Below are 17,005 nucleotides of genomic sequence, written 5' to 3' on the forward strand. Positions count from 1 at the left end.
GCAGCGATCCGGGCGCATCAGAAGTCGCAAGCGTCCCACCCCGGCGGCGTCGCGCTCGTCGAGTGGCCCTTGAAGCCGTTGCGGAGGGTCGTCTGCGTCCAGGCGTCCGCCTCGCCGAGTTGGATCGCGGTCAGATTCGCCGCGGCCGCCGCTAGTTGCCGATCGAGCGCGGCGGCCCGGTGCGGTTCCGCGCCGAGCCGGTAGAGTTTCAGGTAGCGGTAGTGCCGGACCGGGTCGGCGCCGACCATCGCGGCCAGCAAACCCGGCGCGCCGGGCTGGGAGGATTGCCGCAGCAGATCGACCACCCGCCAGTCGCCTGCGGAGAGGCCGGCGTCGATCATCCTCGCCGCATCCCGGCGGTAGCTGCGCAACGATTCCGGATGGTCGAGCAGGCTGCGCGCGTCGTACAGCGGCCCGCGCTCGAGATAGCAGGCGCGCGCCTGCTTGTCGCCCAGCCGCGCCGCCTGCGCCAGGTTCGCGACCAGCGTGCCGAGCATTTCCTCGCCTACGCCGTCGCATAACATCTGATCGTCGCGCACCTTCTGCTGGCGCTGCTGCATCGTATCCAGCAGCATCTGGTAGGTCCGCAACCGGGCCGCGCTCATGCCCTCGGTACTTGTGCGGGTGAGATCGTCGGCCGCGCTCGCATTCCTCCATTCCGCAGCGCGCAAACGGTTGCAGCGGTCCAGATCGCGCAACAGGCGCGAAGCTGCCGCGGCATCGCCGGCAGCCGCGCGGGACTGCAGCTCGGCGAACGTATCCTTCAACGACGTTCCCGGCATCGGAAGCGAAGTGCCCTTTGCGGCTGCGATTACGGGACGGGCCGCCGGTGGTGATTTTTTTGCCATGGACGAGAGATCGGCATCCGTCGCTTCGACGCCCTGCGGCGCGCGTGCAGTCCCGGAAGGGTTCGCGCGGCCGAGCCAGTAGGCGCCGGCCAGCGCGGCCAGCAGGGCAGCGGCGATCAATGGATAGCGCACTTTCATAGCCACGCCGCTCCACGCCCGTGCGAACTTCGCATGCTTTTCTTCACGGCGTCATTCATAGGGAAACGAACAGGGATCCCATCCCGTCACCGTGGATTCGGTGGAATTGCCGGCATCGAAGTTGCGATGGTAGGCCGTCTCCGCCCAGGCATCGGCTTCGCGTACTTGTTCTGGCGCGAGCCTCGCCGCGGCTGCCTGCAACTGCTCATCCAACTTGCTCGTCCGGTACGCTTCGGCGCCCAGACGGTAGAGCTTGAGGTATCGGTAATACCGAACCGGATCCGGATCCAGTACGCCGGCGAGCAGGCCTTCCGCGCCGGGCTGATAGGCGTTGCGCAAGAGATCCACGACTTTCCAGTCGCCGGCCGCGATGCCGGCATCGATCAGGCGCGGAACGCTGGCGCGATAAGCCTCGAGCCGTTCCGGATGCCGTATCAAACCGCGCGCGTCCAAGTTGGGCCCGGCCGCGAGATAGCAGGCGCGCGCATGCGTTTCGCCCAGTTGCGCGGCTTTCTGCATAGCCGGCACCCGCGTGGCGAGCATCGCTTCATCCGCGCCGTCGCATAGCGCGTGCAAGCGCTGCACGTTGCGCTTGCGCGACTCGATCGCTTCGAGCTGGGCCCTATAGTTTTCCAACTGATCCGGCGGCATGCCGTCCACCTGCTCGCCAAGCAGCTCGTCGGCGAGTTGGGAATTGGCCCAGTCGATGCTGCGGAAGCGGCTGCACAGACTCAAATCGCGGTACAGCCGGGTCGCGGCGTCGACGTCGCCCGCATTCGCGCGCGCTTGCAATTCGGCGAAGACGTTCTGCAACGGCGCTCCGGGAGGAGGCAACGATGCGGTCCTTCGCGTGAATCCCGTTGCGCCGGCTTCGCGCGCGGCGTTTTCGTCGCGGACGTTCCCCGCCGCGGTGTTCGTTGCCGCCGCAGCGCCCGTCGGGCGCGGCCCTCGAACGCTGCCCAAGTAATACGCGCAGGCGACCGCGATCAACCCGGCGCAGGCAATGACGAAATGTCGGCGACGCATCGGCCTAGGCTAGCGCAGAGCGGCCCGCAAGAGCCGCTCCGCGCCGGTTTGCACGCTATTCCTCGCTCGCCAGCACATAAGCCGACGATGCGATCGAGGTATCGCCGGTCAGTATCGCGGTGTTCTTGCCGGCGGCGGAAGGCAGGCCGACCTTCAGGTTGACCGCGCCCGACACCAGCGTATCCAGCACTTCGGTGAGGATCGGCAGTCCCAGCGCGATGTTGCCGCAGCCGCTCGCGGCCGGCACGGCGAACGAATTGTCGACCATCGTCGCGTCGTCGTTCTGGATGTAACCGATGAAGTTCGGCTCATCCGTCCATACCGTATAGGTTTCGCCCGGATTGCCGGAAATCGGCTGATTGGGCGCCGGCGGGCTGGTCGTGCCGGTCTGCAGCTTGATCACGATCGGGTTCTGCGCCGAGCCGATATAGCAGCTGTCGCCGAGGAACGGATTCTGCAGACGCACGCGCACGGCCAGGCGCGCAGCGGTCGGATCGGTGCCATCGGTCGGCGGATACAGCGCGTTGATGAAATTGGTCTGCACGGTATCGACCGGCTCCATCGTCGCCGTCACGCCGTTGGCCACGGCTACGATGGCCCAGAACGCCGTCCACAGCGGACCGGGCCAGTTCGGCGCCGGATTCATGATGCCGAGCAGGCCGCCGGGCACCTGCGCCGGCGGCGCGGCGAGCGTCGGCGCACCGACCGCCTCGTACAGCGGCGAATCGCTGAGCCATTTGATGCCGCCCTGCAGCACGATCGGCTGATCGATCGGCAAGGTGGTGCTGCCGATCTTGAACATGCCCGAGCGGGTGGTGTTGAGCACGCAGCTGCCGCCATCCGCGACATCCGGGTGGGTGTAGGGGCAGTACTTGAACATCGCATACGGCCCCGAAGGCGTGCCCGCGGCCGCCTCGGGCGCGACCGCCGCGCCGATCAGCGCAACGGCGAAGGCCAGGGAAAGCGTTGTCTTGACCATGTTGAAGCTCCTGAAGCGGTAGAGGGGTCCATGTCGCACCGTGGGCGAACGCCGGCAAGCCTTCCTTGACGGCCGCTCCAAGCGCTTCTGCGCTCGGAGCGACCGCACGTTGATCCGCGCTACGCGCGGACCTCGCCTAATCCTTGGCGACGCGTGAAAGCCAACACTTCTGCCCGCTTCGGATCACGGGAAGTAGGCGCGGATCGGCACGTTGGACGTCAGCCCGGGCGCGCGGTTGGCGACGCTGCAGCCGCCGGCCAAGGTGCCGCTGAAGGTGAAGTACAGGTTGTACGGACCGGGAGCGGTAGGCGGATTCGGCGAATAAGGATCCGCGTTGTCCAGTTCGCCGGTGACGCTGCCCGTGCAGGTCTGCGGCGGCGCCGGGAAGCGGATGTTGATGCCGCTGATCGTCAGATTGACCGAGCTGCCCGCGCCCGCGGTCGGCGCCGATACCGCCCACGGCAGGACCTTGGTGATGCCCGTGCACGCGCCGCTGCCGGTGAAGGTCGCATTGGTGACCTGGGCCGCGCCGCTGGTCAGCGTCAGCGTGAAGGCGGACGTGCAAGGCACGGTGTTGCCCAGATAGGTGGCCGTGGTCGGGCCGGAAATGACGGCGGTTCCGTTCCTCACCCATGCCGAGCCGTTCCAGATCTCCAAACCGGCGGCGAAAGCCGAAGAGGTCGCGAACGTACCTGTAGCGACCATGGCGGCGAGAGCGGCGTATTTGAGTTTTAGCATGACGCTGTACTCCGAGTAGTTGAGGGCCCGGGCGCCTCCGCGCCCGAGGGTTGCCACGAAGACCTACGCGCGTGGCGGCGCTGCCTTGCTGACACAAGGCGTTGCGAATGGCCGAGTCAGTAGAAGCCTTTGCGGATCGACAAGCCGATGATCCGCGGATCCTGGATGAACACGTTCGAAGTCAGGCCGGTGTCGTCGCTGTTGACGAACGTGCCGGTGATGGCTTTGCCGCCCAGCGCGTTCTTCACGTACAACTGGATGGTCAAATCGCTTTCGAGTTTCGAATACGTCAACGACAGGTTGACGTTGCCCCAGTCGTGCAGGCGGTCGATCCTGTCCTGGTAGATGCGCGCCCAGCTCGGGCCTTGGTAGTACAGGTCGGCGCGCAGGGTCAGATCGCCCTGCGGCAGCATGAACCGGTACTGCGGACTCAGGCTGACGGTGATGTGCGGCGCGTTGGGCAGCTGGTTGCCGCCGATGTTCTTGGCGAAGCCGGCGCCGCCGTTGGGCGCGTCGGTGAGCGGGTTGTAGTAGGTATCCGTCCCGAGCAGGTAGGCGCGGTCGCCCGGCCCGCCTTCGAAGCCCTGGTCGCGGGTGAAACCGCCCGAGGACAGGTAGTAGTTGTTGGTGCAGAAGCTGTTGAGGTTGTTGGCCGCGTTGTTGAACGGCGGCGGCTGGGTGTACGTGGCCTGCAGCACCTTCTCGACCAGGTCCTTGGGCGCGATGCAGTTCGACGCCAGCTGCAGCCACGGACGCACGATCACCCAATCCGAATTCCCCGCCGTTCGGTCCATCACGTCGATCGAGTATTGGTTCTTGCCGATGCGCGTATCGAGCAGGCCGATATTGCCGCTGAGCTCGAACTCGGGCGTCGGGCGCCACACCGTTTCGAACTCCATGCCCCAGGTTTCGGCGTCGAAGTTCTCGTTGAGCGTGGCGCGGTCCTGGATCTGCGAAATCTGGTAATCCTTGTAGTCGTTGTAGAACGCGGTCGCGTTGAACACGAACTTGCCGCCGGCCATCACGTTCTTGGTGCCCAGCTCGATCGCATTGACGAACTCCGGCTTGAATTCGGGATTGCGCTGTTCGAAGGTCAAGTACTGCGGATTGGAGCCGATGCCCGGCGAGTTGGTGCCGCCGGCTTTGTAGCCGCGCGAAGCCGACGCGTAGAACATGGTGCTGTCGGTGAACGCCAGGTCCGGCGACCAGTCCAGCACCAGGCGTCCGGTGGGTTCGTTCCAGGTTTGGCGGATCTCCGGATTGGCCGGATAGCCGTAGCCGACGTAGCCGCCGCCGGCGGTGTACAGCGGCGGCACCGTCGCCGTGAGCAAAGTCTGGCTCGGGATCGGCGTGGTCGTCTTGCGGTCGTTGGTGAAGCGCAGGCCCGCGGTCAGCCGCACCGTGTCGGAAAGTTGCCAGTAACCCTCGCCGAAGATCGCGCTCGAACGGGTCTCGGCCACGTTGCGGCTGCGGAAATAGTTGTGGCCCTGGCCGTCGATGCCGTGCAGCGGATTCGGGTCGACGTAGACGCAGGGGATGCCGGTATCGACGCCGTCGACGATCTTGGTCGCGCTGCCGGGCGCGCAGTACGCCGGCGGCGCGCCGGTTTCGGTGCCGTTGAAGATGATCTGCGCCGATGCGGTCAGCACGTTGCTGAACACGTAATAGCTTTCGTCGACCTTGTATTCCAGGTAGTTGGCGCCGACGCTGAAGTTGAACGGCCCGTCGAACGAGGATTGCAGGCGGAATTCCTGCGACCATTGCGTGCTGTCCGAATCGACCAGGTCGACGGTCAGCATGCGGTCCGAGCAACCCAGCTGCGGATCGCAGTACACGCCGTTGGGCAGGAAATCGTTGGCCGGCGCGATCGTGCCGTCCGGCATGAAACGGAACACGCCGCTGGAGGTGTTGGTGAACACCGGGTTGGACTGGAAGCGTCCGTAGTCCTGTGTCGAGTAGTACTGGTCGCGCGTGTACAAACTCTGCGACACGAACTGCAGGTGGTCGCTCACCTCCGCGTCGAAGTTCAGCTGCACGACGTCGTTCTCGGCCTTGAACACCGGGTCGTACGCGGTCGCGATTTCGCGCAGGTCGTCGGATTGGACGACGCCGGCGTAAGGATTCAGGCCGCGCGGGATCAGCGTCGCCACGTCCAGGAAATTGCCGTTCTCGTCGAACAGATAACCCACCGGCGCGGTGTTGGTGCCCAGCACGAACGGCAGGCTGCCGCCGTTGGGCACGCCGAACGCGCCGCGGCCGTAGAGCGAGCCGTCCACGCAGGCCTGGCTCATGTAGTTCCGGTCCAACGCGGAAACGGTGGTCGCGCCGATCGTGGCCGGACCCGGATCGGTATGGCAGAGCTGCTTGCCGGTGCGGGCGCGGTTGTCGTCTTCCTGGAAATGCTCCCAGACCAGGCTGGCGTTGAACGCGTCGCTGGGCTTCCATGCCAGCGACGTGCGCACCGACAGCAGGTCGCGGTCGTTGACGTCCTGTCCGGTGACGGTGTTGTGGTCGTAGCCGTCGCGCTTGGTGTATTGCGTGGCCAGGCGCATGGCGAACGTGTCGCTGAGCGGCACGTTGACCATGCCGTTGATCCGTCGCGTCTCGTAGTTGCCGACTTCGCCCTTGACGTTGGCTTCGAACGCGTCCGGATCGGCCAGATTCGGGATCATGTTGACCACGCCGGCGGTCGCGTTGCGCCCGTACAGCGTGCCTTGCGGGCCGCGCAGCACTTCGACGCGCTCCACGTCGAAGTATTCCTGCTCGAACAGCCGGTTGCGGATCATCGGCGTGCTGTTGAAGCTGACCGCGACGGCCGGATCGGTGGTCACCGACAGCGCCTGCGTGCCGATGCCGCGGATCTGGAAGTTGTAGCTGGCGAAATTGGTCTTGCTGAAGCTGACGTTCGGCGTGGCGGTGACCAGGTCGCCGCCGCTTTCGATCTTGCGGTCGTTGAGCTCGTCGCCGCCGAATGCGGTGATCGCGATCGGCACCTTCTGGATGTTCTCGACCTTCTTCTGCGCGGTCACGACGATGGTGTCGAGCGTCTTGGCATCGCCCGCCCTAGCCCGGCTTGCGCTTGGCGTCGTTTGCTGGGCCTGTTGCTGGGGCGCCGCCGGCGGGGTTTCGGCGCCCCGTTGCGCGTTTCCCGGTTGATTCCCGCCCGATGGCGCTTCGCTCGCGCCGCCGCCGTCGCGCGGCGCATCGCTGATCAGGATGGCGCCGGAAGCGCTGGTGGCGTAACGCAAGCCGGTCCCGGCCAGCAGTTCTTCAAGCGCCTGCAGTGCGCTCTTTTCACCCTGCACCGCGCGTCCGGCCTTGCCGGCTGCGAGATCGGGCGAATACAGCAGTTGCTTGCCGCTTTGCCGGGCGTATTCGGACAAGGCCGTATCCAGGCGCTGCTGCGGAATGTCGAACCGCGTGCCGGTGTCCTGAGCCGCAAGCGCCGCCATCCATGGCAGCATTGCAAGCAACAAAGCGCAAGGTTTCAAGACGCGGTTTCGTCGACGTTCCTGGTCAAGCACCTGCATCGTCTCTCCCCCTTACGGTGATCGGCCTGTACGCCTCGTTCTAGTTGAGACGCGGAAGGACGAAGAACCCGAACCCGGATCGCGTCGAGTAGTTTCATGAACCTGCAAGTTCTATTTTGCGGCGCAGCATGCCGCGCCGTGCGCCCACGCGATGCGCGTGGAAGTTCGCTAGCCCCTCGCGGGCGAGCGCGGGTTCAGCACGATCTTGCCGCCGCGGTCGTCGGCGCCGCGTTCGATCGGGAAATAGGCAACCAGGGCTTCGACGAAAGTACCGGTATCGCCCGTGTTGAACGCGCCGCTGATGCGCAGCGACGCCAGGCGCGCGTCGCCGAGCACGACTTGCTGCCGCGAGTAGCGGTTCATCTCCGCGATCGCGTCTTCCAACCGCTCGTCTTCGAACACGACCTGGCCGCTCCGCCAGCTCACGACACGCTTCACATCGGCCTCGCGCACCTCCGGCGCGGCTTTCGCCGCCGCGACGAACTGCTGGCCCGGTCGCAGTTCGGCCAGCGGCACGATCGCGACGGCCGGATCCGCGGCGCTGCGGTGTTCGCGGGTCACCGTGACCCGGCCTTCCAGCAAGGTCACTTCGAACATGCGTTCGGAGACGCGCACGTCGAACTCCGTGCCCAACGCGGTCACCTGGCGTCCGCCGGCGCTGACGACGAACGGGCGCGCGCTGTCCTTCGCCACCTTGAACAACGCCTGCCCGCGTTGCAGGACGACGCTGCGCCGGCCCGGTGCGTAATCCACCGACACGCGGCTGTCGGTATTGAGCGTGATCGTAGAGCCGTCGTCCAGGGCCACCGTCGAACGCTGGCCGATATCGGTGCTGTACACGTCGCCGGCGAGCGTATCGCGCGCATCGCGATACAGCTGCCGGGTGGTGTCCAGGCCCGCGACCAGCACGCCGAATCCGACCGCGACCAGCAACGACGCGGCGACGGCGAACCCACGCAGCCATGCGCGGCGCCGACCGCGCTGCGCCACGCGCGCGAGCGTCTCGCGGCGCAGGCTCTGCATCTGCGGCGCGTGGGCGACCGAGCGCGCCAATGCCCGCGCGGACTCGATGCGCTGGAACGCGTCGGCATGCGCCGGCGACCGCGCCCGCCAGGCCTCGAAATCCTCGCGGACGCGGCGGTCGTCGCCGGCGTCGCGCAGGATCTCGCTCCACCGCGCCGCGGCTTCCTCCACGGCGCTCCCCGGTTCACGCGCTTGGGTTGGTGTGCCTTTCGTATTCATCCCATGTCTCTTGCCATTGCCGGAATGCGCATCCTGCGCTTTCCCTGAATCCGGACCCCGGCGCTGCGCCCGGTCCGGTGCGGCGATCTAATCCCGATCTTCCTGCTCCACTACGCCTGCCAACCGCGCCAAGGCCTTGGCCATGTGTTTTTCGGCCGACCGCACCGAGATGCCCATCATGACCGCGATGTCCGCGTACTTGTGCTGCTCGAGCACCCGCAGCACGAAGACGTCGCGAGTCCGCTGCGGCAGCCCGCGCAGGACGGCGGTGACCTGCTCGATCGCCTCCCTACCCAGTAAGACGCGCTCGGGCGAAATATCCGTAGCCGGCTGGTGGATATCCGCGTCGAAGGACTCGTGGGCGTCCTGGTCGCGGACCTCGCGCCGGCGGCGCCAATCCCGCAGCGCATTGGCCGCGACCTGGAACACGTACTGCTCGACGTGCTCGATCGGCTCGCCCCGTGCACGGCGGATCAAGTGCAGGAAGACTTCCTGGGTCAGGTCGTCGACCTCGGCGGCGTCCTTCACCCGTTTGGAAAAGAACCCGCGCAGGGGCACCCGGAAACGTAGCGAGACGTTGTTCCACTGGTCGGCGAAATCGTCGCCGTACTCGGCCAGCGAGGCGGCTTCCAGCGACCTTGGGACTGAATTGGCCATGCGCTTTCCGTGCCTCCCGACCCGGCGCCGCGGACGACTCGAATGCCTCAACGCGGGCTAAGGCCGCGTGAAGCAGAACCGCCACTTCGGCGCCGGCAGCGTAGTCACCTGAAAATCGATGCTGCACGCTGCGGTGCAATATCGGCCGCCGGCGGCCGTTTCAGACAGGGCTGCCTTCCAGGTCTTCCGGCAGCACCGTCGCATAACCCTGCGCCTGCATCCGCTGCAGCAAGGCGGCGATCGTCTCGACGCTGCGGCCGTGCCGCGCGCCCTCGTGCAACAGCACGATCGTTCCGGGCGCCAGATCGCGCTCGATCGTCGCCACCACGCCTTCGATGTCGTGGCGTACCGCATCGAAACCGCGCGCGCCCCAGGCCGCGCGCGCCAGACCAAAATCGCGCAGCGGCGCGGCCACGAACGGATTGGCCATGCCGACCACGGCCCGGAACCAGCGCGGCGCCGTGCCGGTGATGCCCTGCAGGATCGTCTGGCAGCCTTGGATTTCCGCGCGCATCCGGCGCGGGCCCAATGCCCAGAACCAGGCCGACGGATGTGTGGCGCTGTGGTTGCCGATGCCGTGCCCGCGTCGCGCGATCTCGCGCACCAGCTCGGGCCGGGCCGCGGCGCGTTCGCCGACCAGGAAGAAAGTCGCCTTCGCGCCGTGCGCATCCAGCACGTCCAGCAAGCCGAGCGTGTCGTCGGACGGGCCGTCGTCGATGGTCAGCCACACGCACCGCTCGTCGGTCGGCAAGCGGATCAACGCCGGCCCGAACAAGCGCGACTGAGGCCACAACGTGCCCCACACGAACGGCAGGTGCGAGGCCAGCATCGCCGGCAGGCCGATGCGCCAGCCGTAGCGCCACCAGATCGCGATCACGATCAGCTGCGAGACGACGAGCAACGCCCACCAAACGTGCGGGTGGCGCGGGGGACGGTGGATTTGCATAAGCGGATGATGCCATCAATGCCGACCGTTCCCTCTCCCGCTTGCGGGAGAGGGCTAGGATGAGGGCGCGCGGGCGATCAAATCGCCTCGCGAGCGGCTTATTGCATCGCTACTTCAGAGACACCGGAATTGTTGCGCGTGCCGCGATCTGCTGTGTCGCGCGCCCTCACCCCCGGCCCTCTCCCGCAAGCGGGAGAGGGAGCAGAAGCGTAAAATACGCATTCCCCCCAAGCAGGACCGCCACGATGGCCCTCGAACCCGCCCTGCGCCAGCGCATCGAAGCCCTGCTGCAATCCAATCGCGTCGTGCTGTTCATGAAAGGCTCGCCGGCCGCGCCGCAGTGCGGCTTTTCGGCCAAGGCGGTAGCCGCGCTGGATGCGCTCGGCGTCGACTACACGCATAGCGACGTGCTGGCCGACGGCGACATCCGCGAAGGCATCAAGACGTACGGCGAATGGCCGACCATCCCCCAGCTGTACATCGACGGCCAGCTGGTCGGCGGCAGCGACATCATCGAGCAGATGGCCAACAGCGGCGAATTGCACGGCGCGCTCGGCCTGCCGCCGCCGGACCGCACGCCGCCGACCATCAACATCACCCCGGCAGCGGCCAAGATGCTGCGCGATGCGATCGACGATGCCGGCGGCGAAGTCGTCGTGCGCCTGGACATCGACAAGAATTTCCGCACCCGCCTGCAACTGGCCCAGGACGATCCGAACGCGATCACCGCGCAGGCCGAAGGCGTACGCGTGCAGTTCGACCTGGCCGGCGCGCGCCGCGCGCAGGGCTTGACCATCGATTGGGCCGACGACGCGCGCGGCCGCGGCCTGGTGATCGACAACCCGAACGCACCGGCGCCGGTGCGCGGCCTGTCGCCCGCAGAAGCCCATGCGCGCATCGCGGCCGGCACGTTGGTGCTGGTCGATGTGCGCCCGCCGGACGAACGCGCGCAGGCGGCGGTCGCCGCGACGTTCGAGACCCTCGATGGCGACGGGCTGGACCGCCTGCGCGCTCTGCCGAAAAGCACCGCGCTCGCCTTCCTCTGCCATCACGGCGGCCGCAGCGCGCAGGCGGCGGAACATTTCCGCGGCCTGGGTTTCGGCGAGGTCTACAACATCGAAGGCGGCATCGATGCCTGGGCCAACGACGTGGATCCGGCGCTGCCGCGCTACTGAGTCCGCTTCGCTCTTCTTAGGAGCGGCTTTAGCCGCGAGCTCTTGATCTTCCGCCCGATCGTGAAAAGCTGGCGGCTAAAGCCGCTCCTACGAAGAGCAGATCAGCCGGCGAAACCGCCGCCGGCATCGAGGTAGGCCTGCTCCTCGGGCGTGTTGGTCCGCCCCAATTCGCGGTTGCGGTGCGGGAAACGCCCGAAACGCGCGATCGCATCGCGGTGCGCCAGCGCGTACTTCATGAACTCCCCGTCCAGCGCGCGCGTCAGTTCGACCGAGCGTTCCTGGTCGGCCATGTTCTCAGAATGCTCGAAAGGCAGGTAGAAGAACACACGCAACACCGGGTCGACTTGCGCATCGAAACCGGCGTCGACCGCGCGCGCCGCGTAGTGGCGCGCCAGGGAATCGGTCGCATAGGCATGGCCGCTGCGGCGGAAGCAATTGCGCGGGTATTGGTCGAGCAGGATGATCAGCGCTAACGCACTATCTGCGTTATCCATCCAACTTTCGAGTTCCCGACGCGCGGCGGCGTAATGCGCGGCTTCGAATCGGCGCCGCAACTCGGCGTCGAAATCGTCGTTGCGCGTGAACCATTTCTGGTAACCGGCATCGCGCCAGAAACCGACGATGTCTATGGGTGAGACGTTCATGGATTGCTCCGTCTTGGACTTTTTTAAGCCGTCATTCCCGCGAAGGCGGGGCTTTCAACAGCCGAATGGCTGGTCATCCAGCGACTTGGCTTTAGCCCTCTCCCGCATGCGGGAGAGGGTTGGGTGAGGGCGCGCGGGCTTGCAGTTCGCCTCGTCGCGATCTGGAGAGGCCTTGAAGTCACTGGATGACCAACCTGCGGTTGTTGAAAACCCCGCCTTCGCGCGAATGACGGCTTAAAAACACTACAGATAACGCTTCTCGTGCTCGCTAGGCTCATGCCACCAATCGTTGTCGCGGCCGTTGGCATAGCGCATGGGCATCCCGGCCAGCGCTTCCGCCGCCACGCCGTCCAGCGACGCCAGTTGCACCGAATAGAACGCGCCGCCCACTTCCGGGATATCGCCGTGGCCGTAGGCGCGCACGCCGCAGGTCTTGCAGAACGGCCAATGCATGCTGTTAGTGCCGAACTGGTAGTCGGTCACCGCATCGGCGCCGCTCAGCAGGCGGAACGCGTCCGGCTTGACGCTGGCGCTCCAATTGCGGACCTTGCTGCACATCGAGCAGTTGCACTTGCCGCCGCCTTCGGCCAAGTCCAAATCGACTTCGAAACGTACATTGCCGCAATGGCAGCTGCCGGCATAGGTCTCGATCGCCATGTCAGGGACTCGCTTGTCGATGGGATGCAAAGCATACCCGTAGCCCGGGTGGAGCGAAGCGATACCCGGGGCTCTTTCGTGCGAGATCGAAAGCCCCGGGTATCGCTTCGCTCCACCCGGGCTACGAGGCGATGAGATCCAAAGCCAGGACGAGATCGTGGTATTCGGCGCCGCCGACGCGGAACCGCCGCTCACCGATCGGCACGAAGCCGTTGCGCTTGTAGAAGGCCAACGCCCGCGCGTTCTCGGCATAGACACCCAGCAGCAACCGGCGCGCGCCTCTCGCGCGGGCCTCGCCGATCGCCGCCTGCATCAAGGTTGCGCCATGGCCGCCGCCATGGAAGCGGTGCAGCAGATAGATGCGCTTGAGTTCCAGGTCGCCGTCGTAGGTGGCCACGCTCGGCAGATCCGGCGGCGACAGCATCGAAAACCCGACGGGCGCACCGCCGGACTGCGCCTCGGCCAGCCAGAAAACGTGGCGTTCATCGGCCAACCATGCGGCGTAACGCCCCGGCGCATTCTGGTGCGCGCAATGGGCGAGGATGTCGTCGCATTCGATCACGCCGGCATAAGTTTCAAGAAACGTCGCTGCAGCCACTAGCGCCAACCGCTCGGCGTCTCCCGCGCCGCAGCGGCGGATCCCGATGGTTTCCGATGCGCCGGCCATCGTTTACTCGTCGAAACGCAGATGCCGCACGGACTTGCCGTGCCGCCGGATCAGCCGCAGCGCCTCGATGCCGATCTGGATATGCCTTTCGACGTACTCGGCGCTGACTTTCGCATCCGAGGCTTCGGTCTTGACGCCGTCGGGGATCATCGGCTGATCCGACACCAGCAGCAGCGCGCCGCAAGGGATGCGGTTGGCGAAACCGGCGGCGAACACGGTCGCTGTTTCCATATCGATGGCCATGCAGCGCAGCCGGCGCAGGTATTCCTTGAACGTGTCGTCGTGCTCCCAGACGCGGCGGTTAGTGGTGTAGACGGTGCCGGTCCAATAGTCGTGGCCCAGGTCGCGGATCATGGTCGACACCGCGCGCTGCAGCGCGAATGCGGGCAGCGCCGGCACTTCCGGCGGCAGGTAGTCGTTGCTGGTGCCTTCGCCGCGGATCGCCGCGATCGGCAGGATCAGGTCGCCGAGCGCGTTCTTCTTCTTCAAGCCGCCGCACTTGCCCAGGAACAGCACCGCCTTGGGCGAGATCGCCGACAGCAGGTCCATCATCGTCGCCGCGTTCGGGCTGCCCATGCCGAAATTGATCATGGTGATGCCGTCGGCGGTGGCGCTGGGCATGGGCCGGTCGATGCCGACCACTTCCGCGCCGGTCAGGCGGCTGAAATGGCCCAGATAGCCGCCGAAATTGGTCAGCAGGATGTGCTCGCCGAAGCCGTCCAGCGGCACGCCGGTGTAGCGCGGCAGCCAGTTGTCGACGATCTGTTCTTTTTCTTTCATGCGCGTCTCCGTTCTGCGCCATTTTGTCACGCCCGGCATGACCATCGACACGGTTGGCAGCGGGTGTCGGCCCGGGCTACGGTGGGGGTTCGCTCCCGGGGGAACGACATGCTCAAACCGCTCATCGCCGCGTTAGGCGCCGTCCTGCTGGTCGGCTGCGCGCACACCGCCTCCACCCAGAAGACGGACGCCGCCAAACCGCGCTTCACCGACGATCCCTACGCCAGCACTTATCGGCCGATCGCATCGCCGCCGGTATTGATTTCCGGCGCCACGGTCCTGACCGGCACCGGCGAGCGGCTGGAGGGCGCCGACGTGCTGCTGCGCGACGGCAAAGTCGAAGCGATCGGCAACGGCCTGTCCGTGCCCGCCGACGCCACCCGCGTCGACGGCCGCGGCAAGTGGGTGACGCCGGGCCTGATCGACGTCCACTCGCACCTGGGCGTCTATCCCAGCCCGGGCATGAGCGCGCACGGCGACGGCAACGAAATGACCGGGCCGGTGACGCCGAACGTATGGGCCGAACATTCGGTCTGGCCGCAGGATCCCGGGTTCCTGACCGCGATGGCCGGCGGCATCACCACGCTGCAGATCCTGCCCGGTTCGGCGAACCTGATCGGCGGCCGCGGCGTGACGCTGAAGAACGTGCCGGCGACGACCTACCAGGGCATGAAATTCCCCGGCGCGCCGTGGGGCCTGAAAATGGCCTGCGGCGAGAATCCCAAGCGCGTCTACGGCCAGAAAGGCGGCCCGGCGACGCGGATGGCCAATGTGGCCGGCTACCGCGCCGCGTTCATCGACGCGGCCGAATATTTGAAGAAGAACAAGCCCGACGGCAAAGGCAAATCCGACAGCGACAAGGATGAAGGCGGCAAGCGCGACCTGAAGCTGGATACGCTGGCCGGCGCCATCAACGGCGACATCAAGGTGCACATCCACTGCTACCGCGCCGACGAGATGGCGACGATGATCGACCTGGCCAAGGAGTTCGGCTTCAAGATCTCCGCTTTCCACCACGGCGTGGAGGCCTACAAGATCGCCGACAAGCTGGCGGCCCAGAACATCTGCGGCGCGCTGTGGGCGGACTGGTGGGGCTTCAAGATGGAAGCCTTCGACGGCATCCAGGAGAACATCGCCCTGGTCGACCGGCCCAAGAACGGCTGCGCGATCGTGCATTCGGATTCCGACGAGGGCATCCAGCGCCTGAACCAAGAAGCGGCCAAGGCGATGGCGAATGCGAAGCGCGCCGGCATCGACATCGCGCCCGAGCACGCCATCGCGTGGCTGACCGCAAATCCGGCCAAGGCCATGGGCATCCTCGACAAGACCGGCACTTTGGAGCCGGGCAAGATGGGCGACGTGGTGTTGTGGAACGGCAATCCCTTCAGCGTGTACGCGCACGCCGAGCAGGTGTACGTGGACGGCGCGCGCGTTTACGACCGCGCGGATCCTTCGCGGCAGCCGAAATCGGATTTCATGTTGGGGCAGGACGATGCGATGACGGGAGGTGCGCTATGACCGGGTCCCGTATCTCACCCACTCCGTCATTCCGGCGAAAGCCGGAATCCAGGGACGGAAGGACGCAACCCGCTGCAGCGACGCAGGCGCCCGCCTGGATCCCGGCTTTCGCCGGGATGACGGGTAGAGGAGTATTCGCCGCGGCCGTGTTGTTGTTCGCGATGCCATCCGCAGCCCAAGACCTGCTGATCCGCAACGCGACGGTCCACACCGCCACCACCCGCGGCACGCTGCAAAACACCGACGTGCTGGTCCGCGGCGGCAAGATCGCCGCGGTCGGCAGCAACCTGCAGGCCGGCGGCGTGCAGGCGATCGATGCGCAAGGCCGTCCGCTGACGCCCGCGCTGTTCGGCGGCATCTCCGAAATCGGCATCGACGAGGTGTCCGGCGAAGACGCTACTACCGACAGTTCGCTTGCGCTCGGCGAGAACGCCAAGGACATGGTGGTGCGGCCCGAGTTCGACGTGACCCTGGCCTACAACCCGGACTCGGTATTGCTGCCGGTCGCGCGCGTGGAGGGCGTCGGCTTCACCTTGCTCGGCGCCGGCAGCACCGCCGGCGGGTCGATCGTCGGCGGCCAGGGCGCGGTGATGCGGCTGGACGGCAGCGCCGATCCGCTCGGCCCGCGCGTGCTGTTCGTGCAATTGGGCAGCGACGGCGCCGGCCTCACCGGCAGTTCGCGCGCGGCGCAATGGATGCTGCTCGACCAGTTGATCGACGAAACGCGCGGCCGCATTCCGGTTGGCGCGCACATGGCGCTGCTGACGCCCGCAGGACGCAGCACGCTGGCGCGCTATCTCGGCGGCGGCGGACGCGTGGTCGTCGGCGTCAATCGCGCCTCGGACATCCGCCAACTGCTGCGCTGGTCCAAGCGCCACAACGTGCGCATCGCCATTTCCGGCGGCGCCGAGGCGTGGAAGCTGGCGCCGCAACTCGCGGCAGCGCAGGTGCCGGTGTTCGTCAATCCGCTCAGCAACCTCCCGTCCGACTTCGACCAGATCAACGCCACCCTGGAAAACGCGGCGAAATTGCGCGCCGCCGGCGTCGCGGTCGCCTTCACCCTCGGCGATTCGCACCTGGCGCGCAAGATGCGCCAGCTGGCTGGCAATGCCGTGGCCAACGGCCTGCCCTGGGAAGACGGCTTGGCCGGCCTGACCCGCGTGCCGGCGGAAACGCTGGGCGTCGGCGATCGGCTCGGCAGCATCGCGCCCGGCAAGATCGCCGATCTGGTGTTGTGGAACGGCGACCCGCTGGAAGTCAGCACCGTCGCGCAACAGGTGTGGCTGGGCGGCCGGGCGATTCCGATGCGCAGCCGCCAAACCGAGCTGCGCGACCGCTATCTGCGCACCGACGCGCCGGCCGAGTCCGGCGGCTTGCCCAGGGCCTATCCCGCCGCCGTGCGTTGACGCCGCAAGGGACTTTTTTCCGACGCGGAGCGCATGCTAAGCCGTAGACTCCCG

At 66.6% G+C, this 17,005-nt stretch carries 15 protein-coding genes; 3 read left to right on the forward strand and 12 right to left on the reverse strand.

The window, feature by feature from the left end:
* Positions 1–17: 17 nt before the first annotated feature.
* The 8 genes from M2650_RS13985 to M2650_RS14020 form a co-directional block, all read right to left on the reverse strand.
* Positions 18–992: a hypothetical protein gene (locus M2650_RS13985; protein WP_249475555.1), complete on the reverse strand. Its 975-nt coding sequence runs from the start codon at positions 990–992 to the stop codon at positions 18–20.
* 45 nt (positions 993–1,037) lie between these two features.
* On the reverse strand, positions 1,038–2,012 hold the full coding sequence (locus M2650_RS13990) for a hypothetical protein (protein WP_249475558.1): 975 nt from the start codon (positions 2,010–2,012) through the stop codon (positions 1,038–1,040).
* Positions 2,013–2,067: 55 nt separating this feature from the next.
* Entirely contained in the window at positions 2,068–2,991 is a 924-nt protein-coding gene (locus tag M2650_RS13995) for a hypothetical protein (protein WP_249475559.1), read from the reverse strand.
* Positions 2,992–3,174: 183 nt separating this feature from the next.
* Positions 3,175–3,729 carry a hypothetical protein gene (locus M2650_RS14000; protein ID WP_249475560.1) on the reverse strand — a complete coding sequence of 185 codons (555 nt, stop codon included), beginning with the start codon at positions 3,727–3,729 and terminating at the stop codon, positions 3,175–3,177.
* Between the two features lie 116 nt (positions 3,730–3,845).
* A complete protein-coding gene (locus M2650_RS14005; RefSeq protein WP_249475561.1) occupies positions 3,846–7,193 on the reverse strand; it encodes a TonB-dependent receptor in 3,348 nt (1,115 codons plus the stop codon).
* Positions 7,194–7,427: 234 nt separating this feature from the next.
* Positions 7,428–8,453 (reverse strand): FecR family protein, encoded by a 1,026-nt coding sequence (locus tag M2650_RS14010; RefSeq protein WP_249475563.1) that lies wholly within the window; start codon positions 8,451–8,453, stop codon positions 7,428–7,430.
* A gap of 135 nt (positions 8,454–8,588) precedes the next feature.
* Positions 8,589–9,158, reverse strand: a complete 570-nt coding sequence (locus M2650_RS14015; protein ID WP_249475565.1) for an RNA polymerase sigma factor — start codon at positions 9,156–9,158, stop codon at positions 8,589–8,591.
* 160 nt (positions 9,159–9,318) lie between these two features.
* Positions 9,319–10,104, reverse strand: a complete 786-nt coding sequence (locus M2650_RS14020; RefSeq protein WP_249475566.1) for a polysaccharide deacetylase family protein — start codon at positions 10,102–10,104, stop codon at positions 9,319–9,321.
* Between the two features lie 245 nt (positions 10,105–10,349).
* Here M2650_RS14020 and grxD point away from each other — a divergent pair, with 245 nt between their 5' ends.
* Positions 10,350–11,279 (forward strand): Grx4 family monothiol glutaredoxin, encoded by a 930-nt coding sequence (gene grxD, locus M2650_RS14025; RefSeq protein ID WP_249475568.1) that lies wholly within the window; start codon positions 10,350–10,352, stop codon positions 11,277–11,279.
* Positions 11,280–11,380: 101 nt separating this feature from the next.
* Here the strand turns inward: grxD and M2650_RS14030 are convergent, their stop codons facing one another.
* The 4 genes from M2650_RS14030 to M2650_RS14045 form a co-directional block, all read right to left on the reverse strand.
* Entirely contained in the window at positions 11,381–11,923 is a 543-nt protein-coding gene (locus M2650_RS14030; protein ID WP_249475569.1) for a DUF924 family protein, read from the reverse strand.
* A 243-nt stretch (positions 11,924–12,166) separates the two neighbouring features.
* Positions 12,167–12,580: a GFA family protein gene (locus M2650_RS14035; RefSeq protein WP_249475570.1), complete on the reverse strand. Its 414-nt coding sequence runs from the start codon at positions 12,578–12,580 to the stop codon at positions 12,167–12,169.
* 121 nt (positions 12,581–12,701) lie between these two features.
* On the reverse strand, positions 12,702–13,247 hold the full coding sequence (locus M2650_RS14040; protein ID WP_249475571.1) for a GNAT family N-acetyltransferase: 546 nt from the start codon (positions 13,245–13,247) through the stop codon (positions 12,702–12,704).
* A 3-nt stretch (positions 13,248–13,250) separates the two neighbouring features.
* Entirely contained in the window at positions 13,251–14,027 is a 777-nt protein-coding gene (locus M2650_RS14045; RefSeq protein WP_249475573.1) for an AMP nucleosidase, read from the reverse strand.
* A 108-nt stretch (positions 14,028–14,135) separates the two neighbouring features.
* Between M2650_RS14045 and M2650_RS14050 the strand changes: the two genes are divergently transcribed.
* A complete protein-coding gene (locus M2650_RS14050) occupies positions 14,136–15,545 on the forward strand; it encodes an amidohydrolase (protein WP_249475575.1) in 1,410 nt (469 codons plus the stop codon).
* Between the two features lie 116 nt (positions 15,546–15,661).
* A complete protein-coding gene (locus M2650_RS14055; RefSeq protein WP_249475578.1) occupies positions 15,662–16,951 on the forward strand; it encodes an amidohydrolase family protein in 1,290 nt (429 codons plus the stop codon).
* Positions 16,952–17,005 lie beyond the last annotated feature (54 nt).

The organism is Luteimonas galliterrae (assembly GCF_023374055.1).
Lineage (GTDB): Bacteria > Pseudomonadota > Gammaproteobacteria > Xanthomonadales > Xanthomonadaceae > Luteimonas_C > Luteimonas_C galliterrae.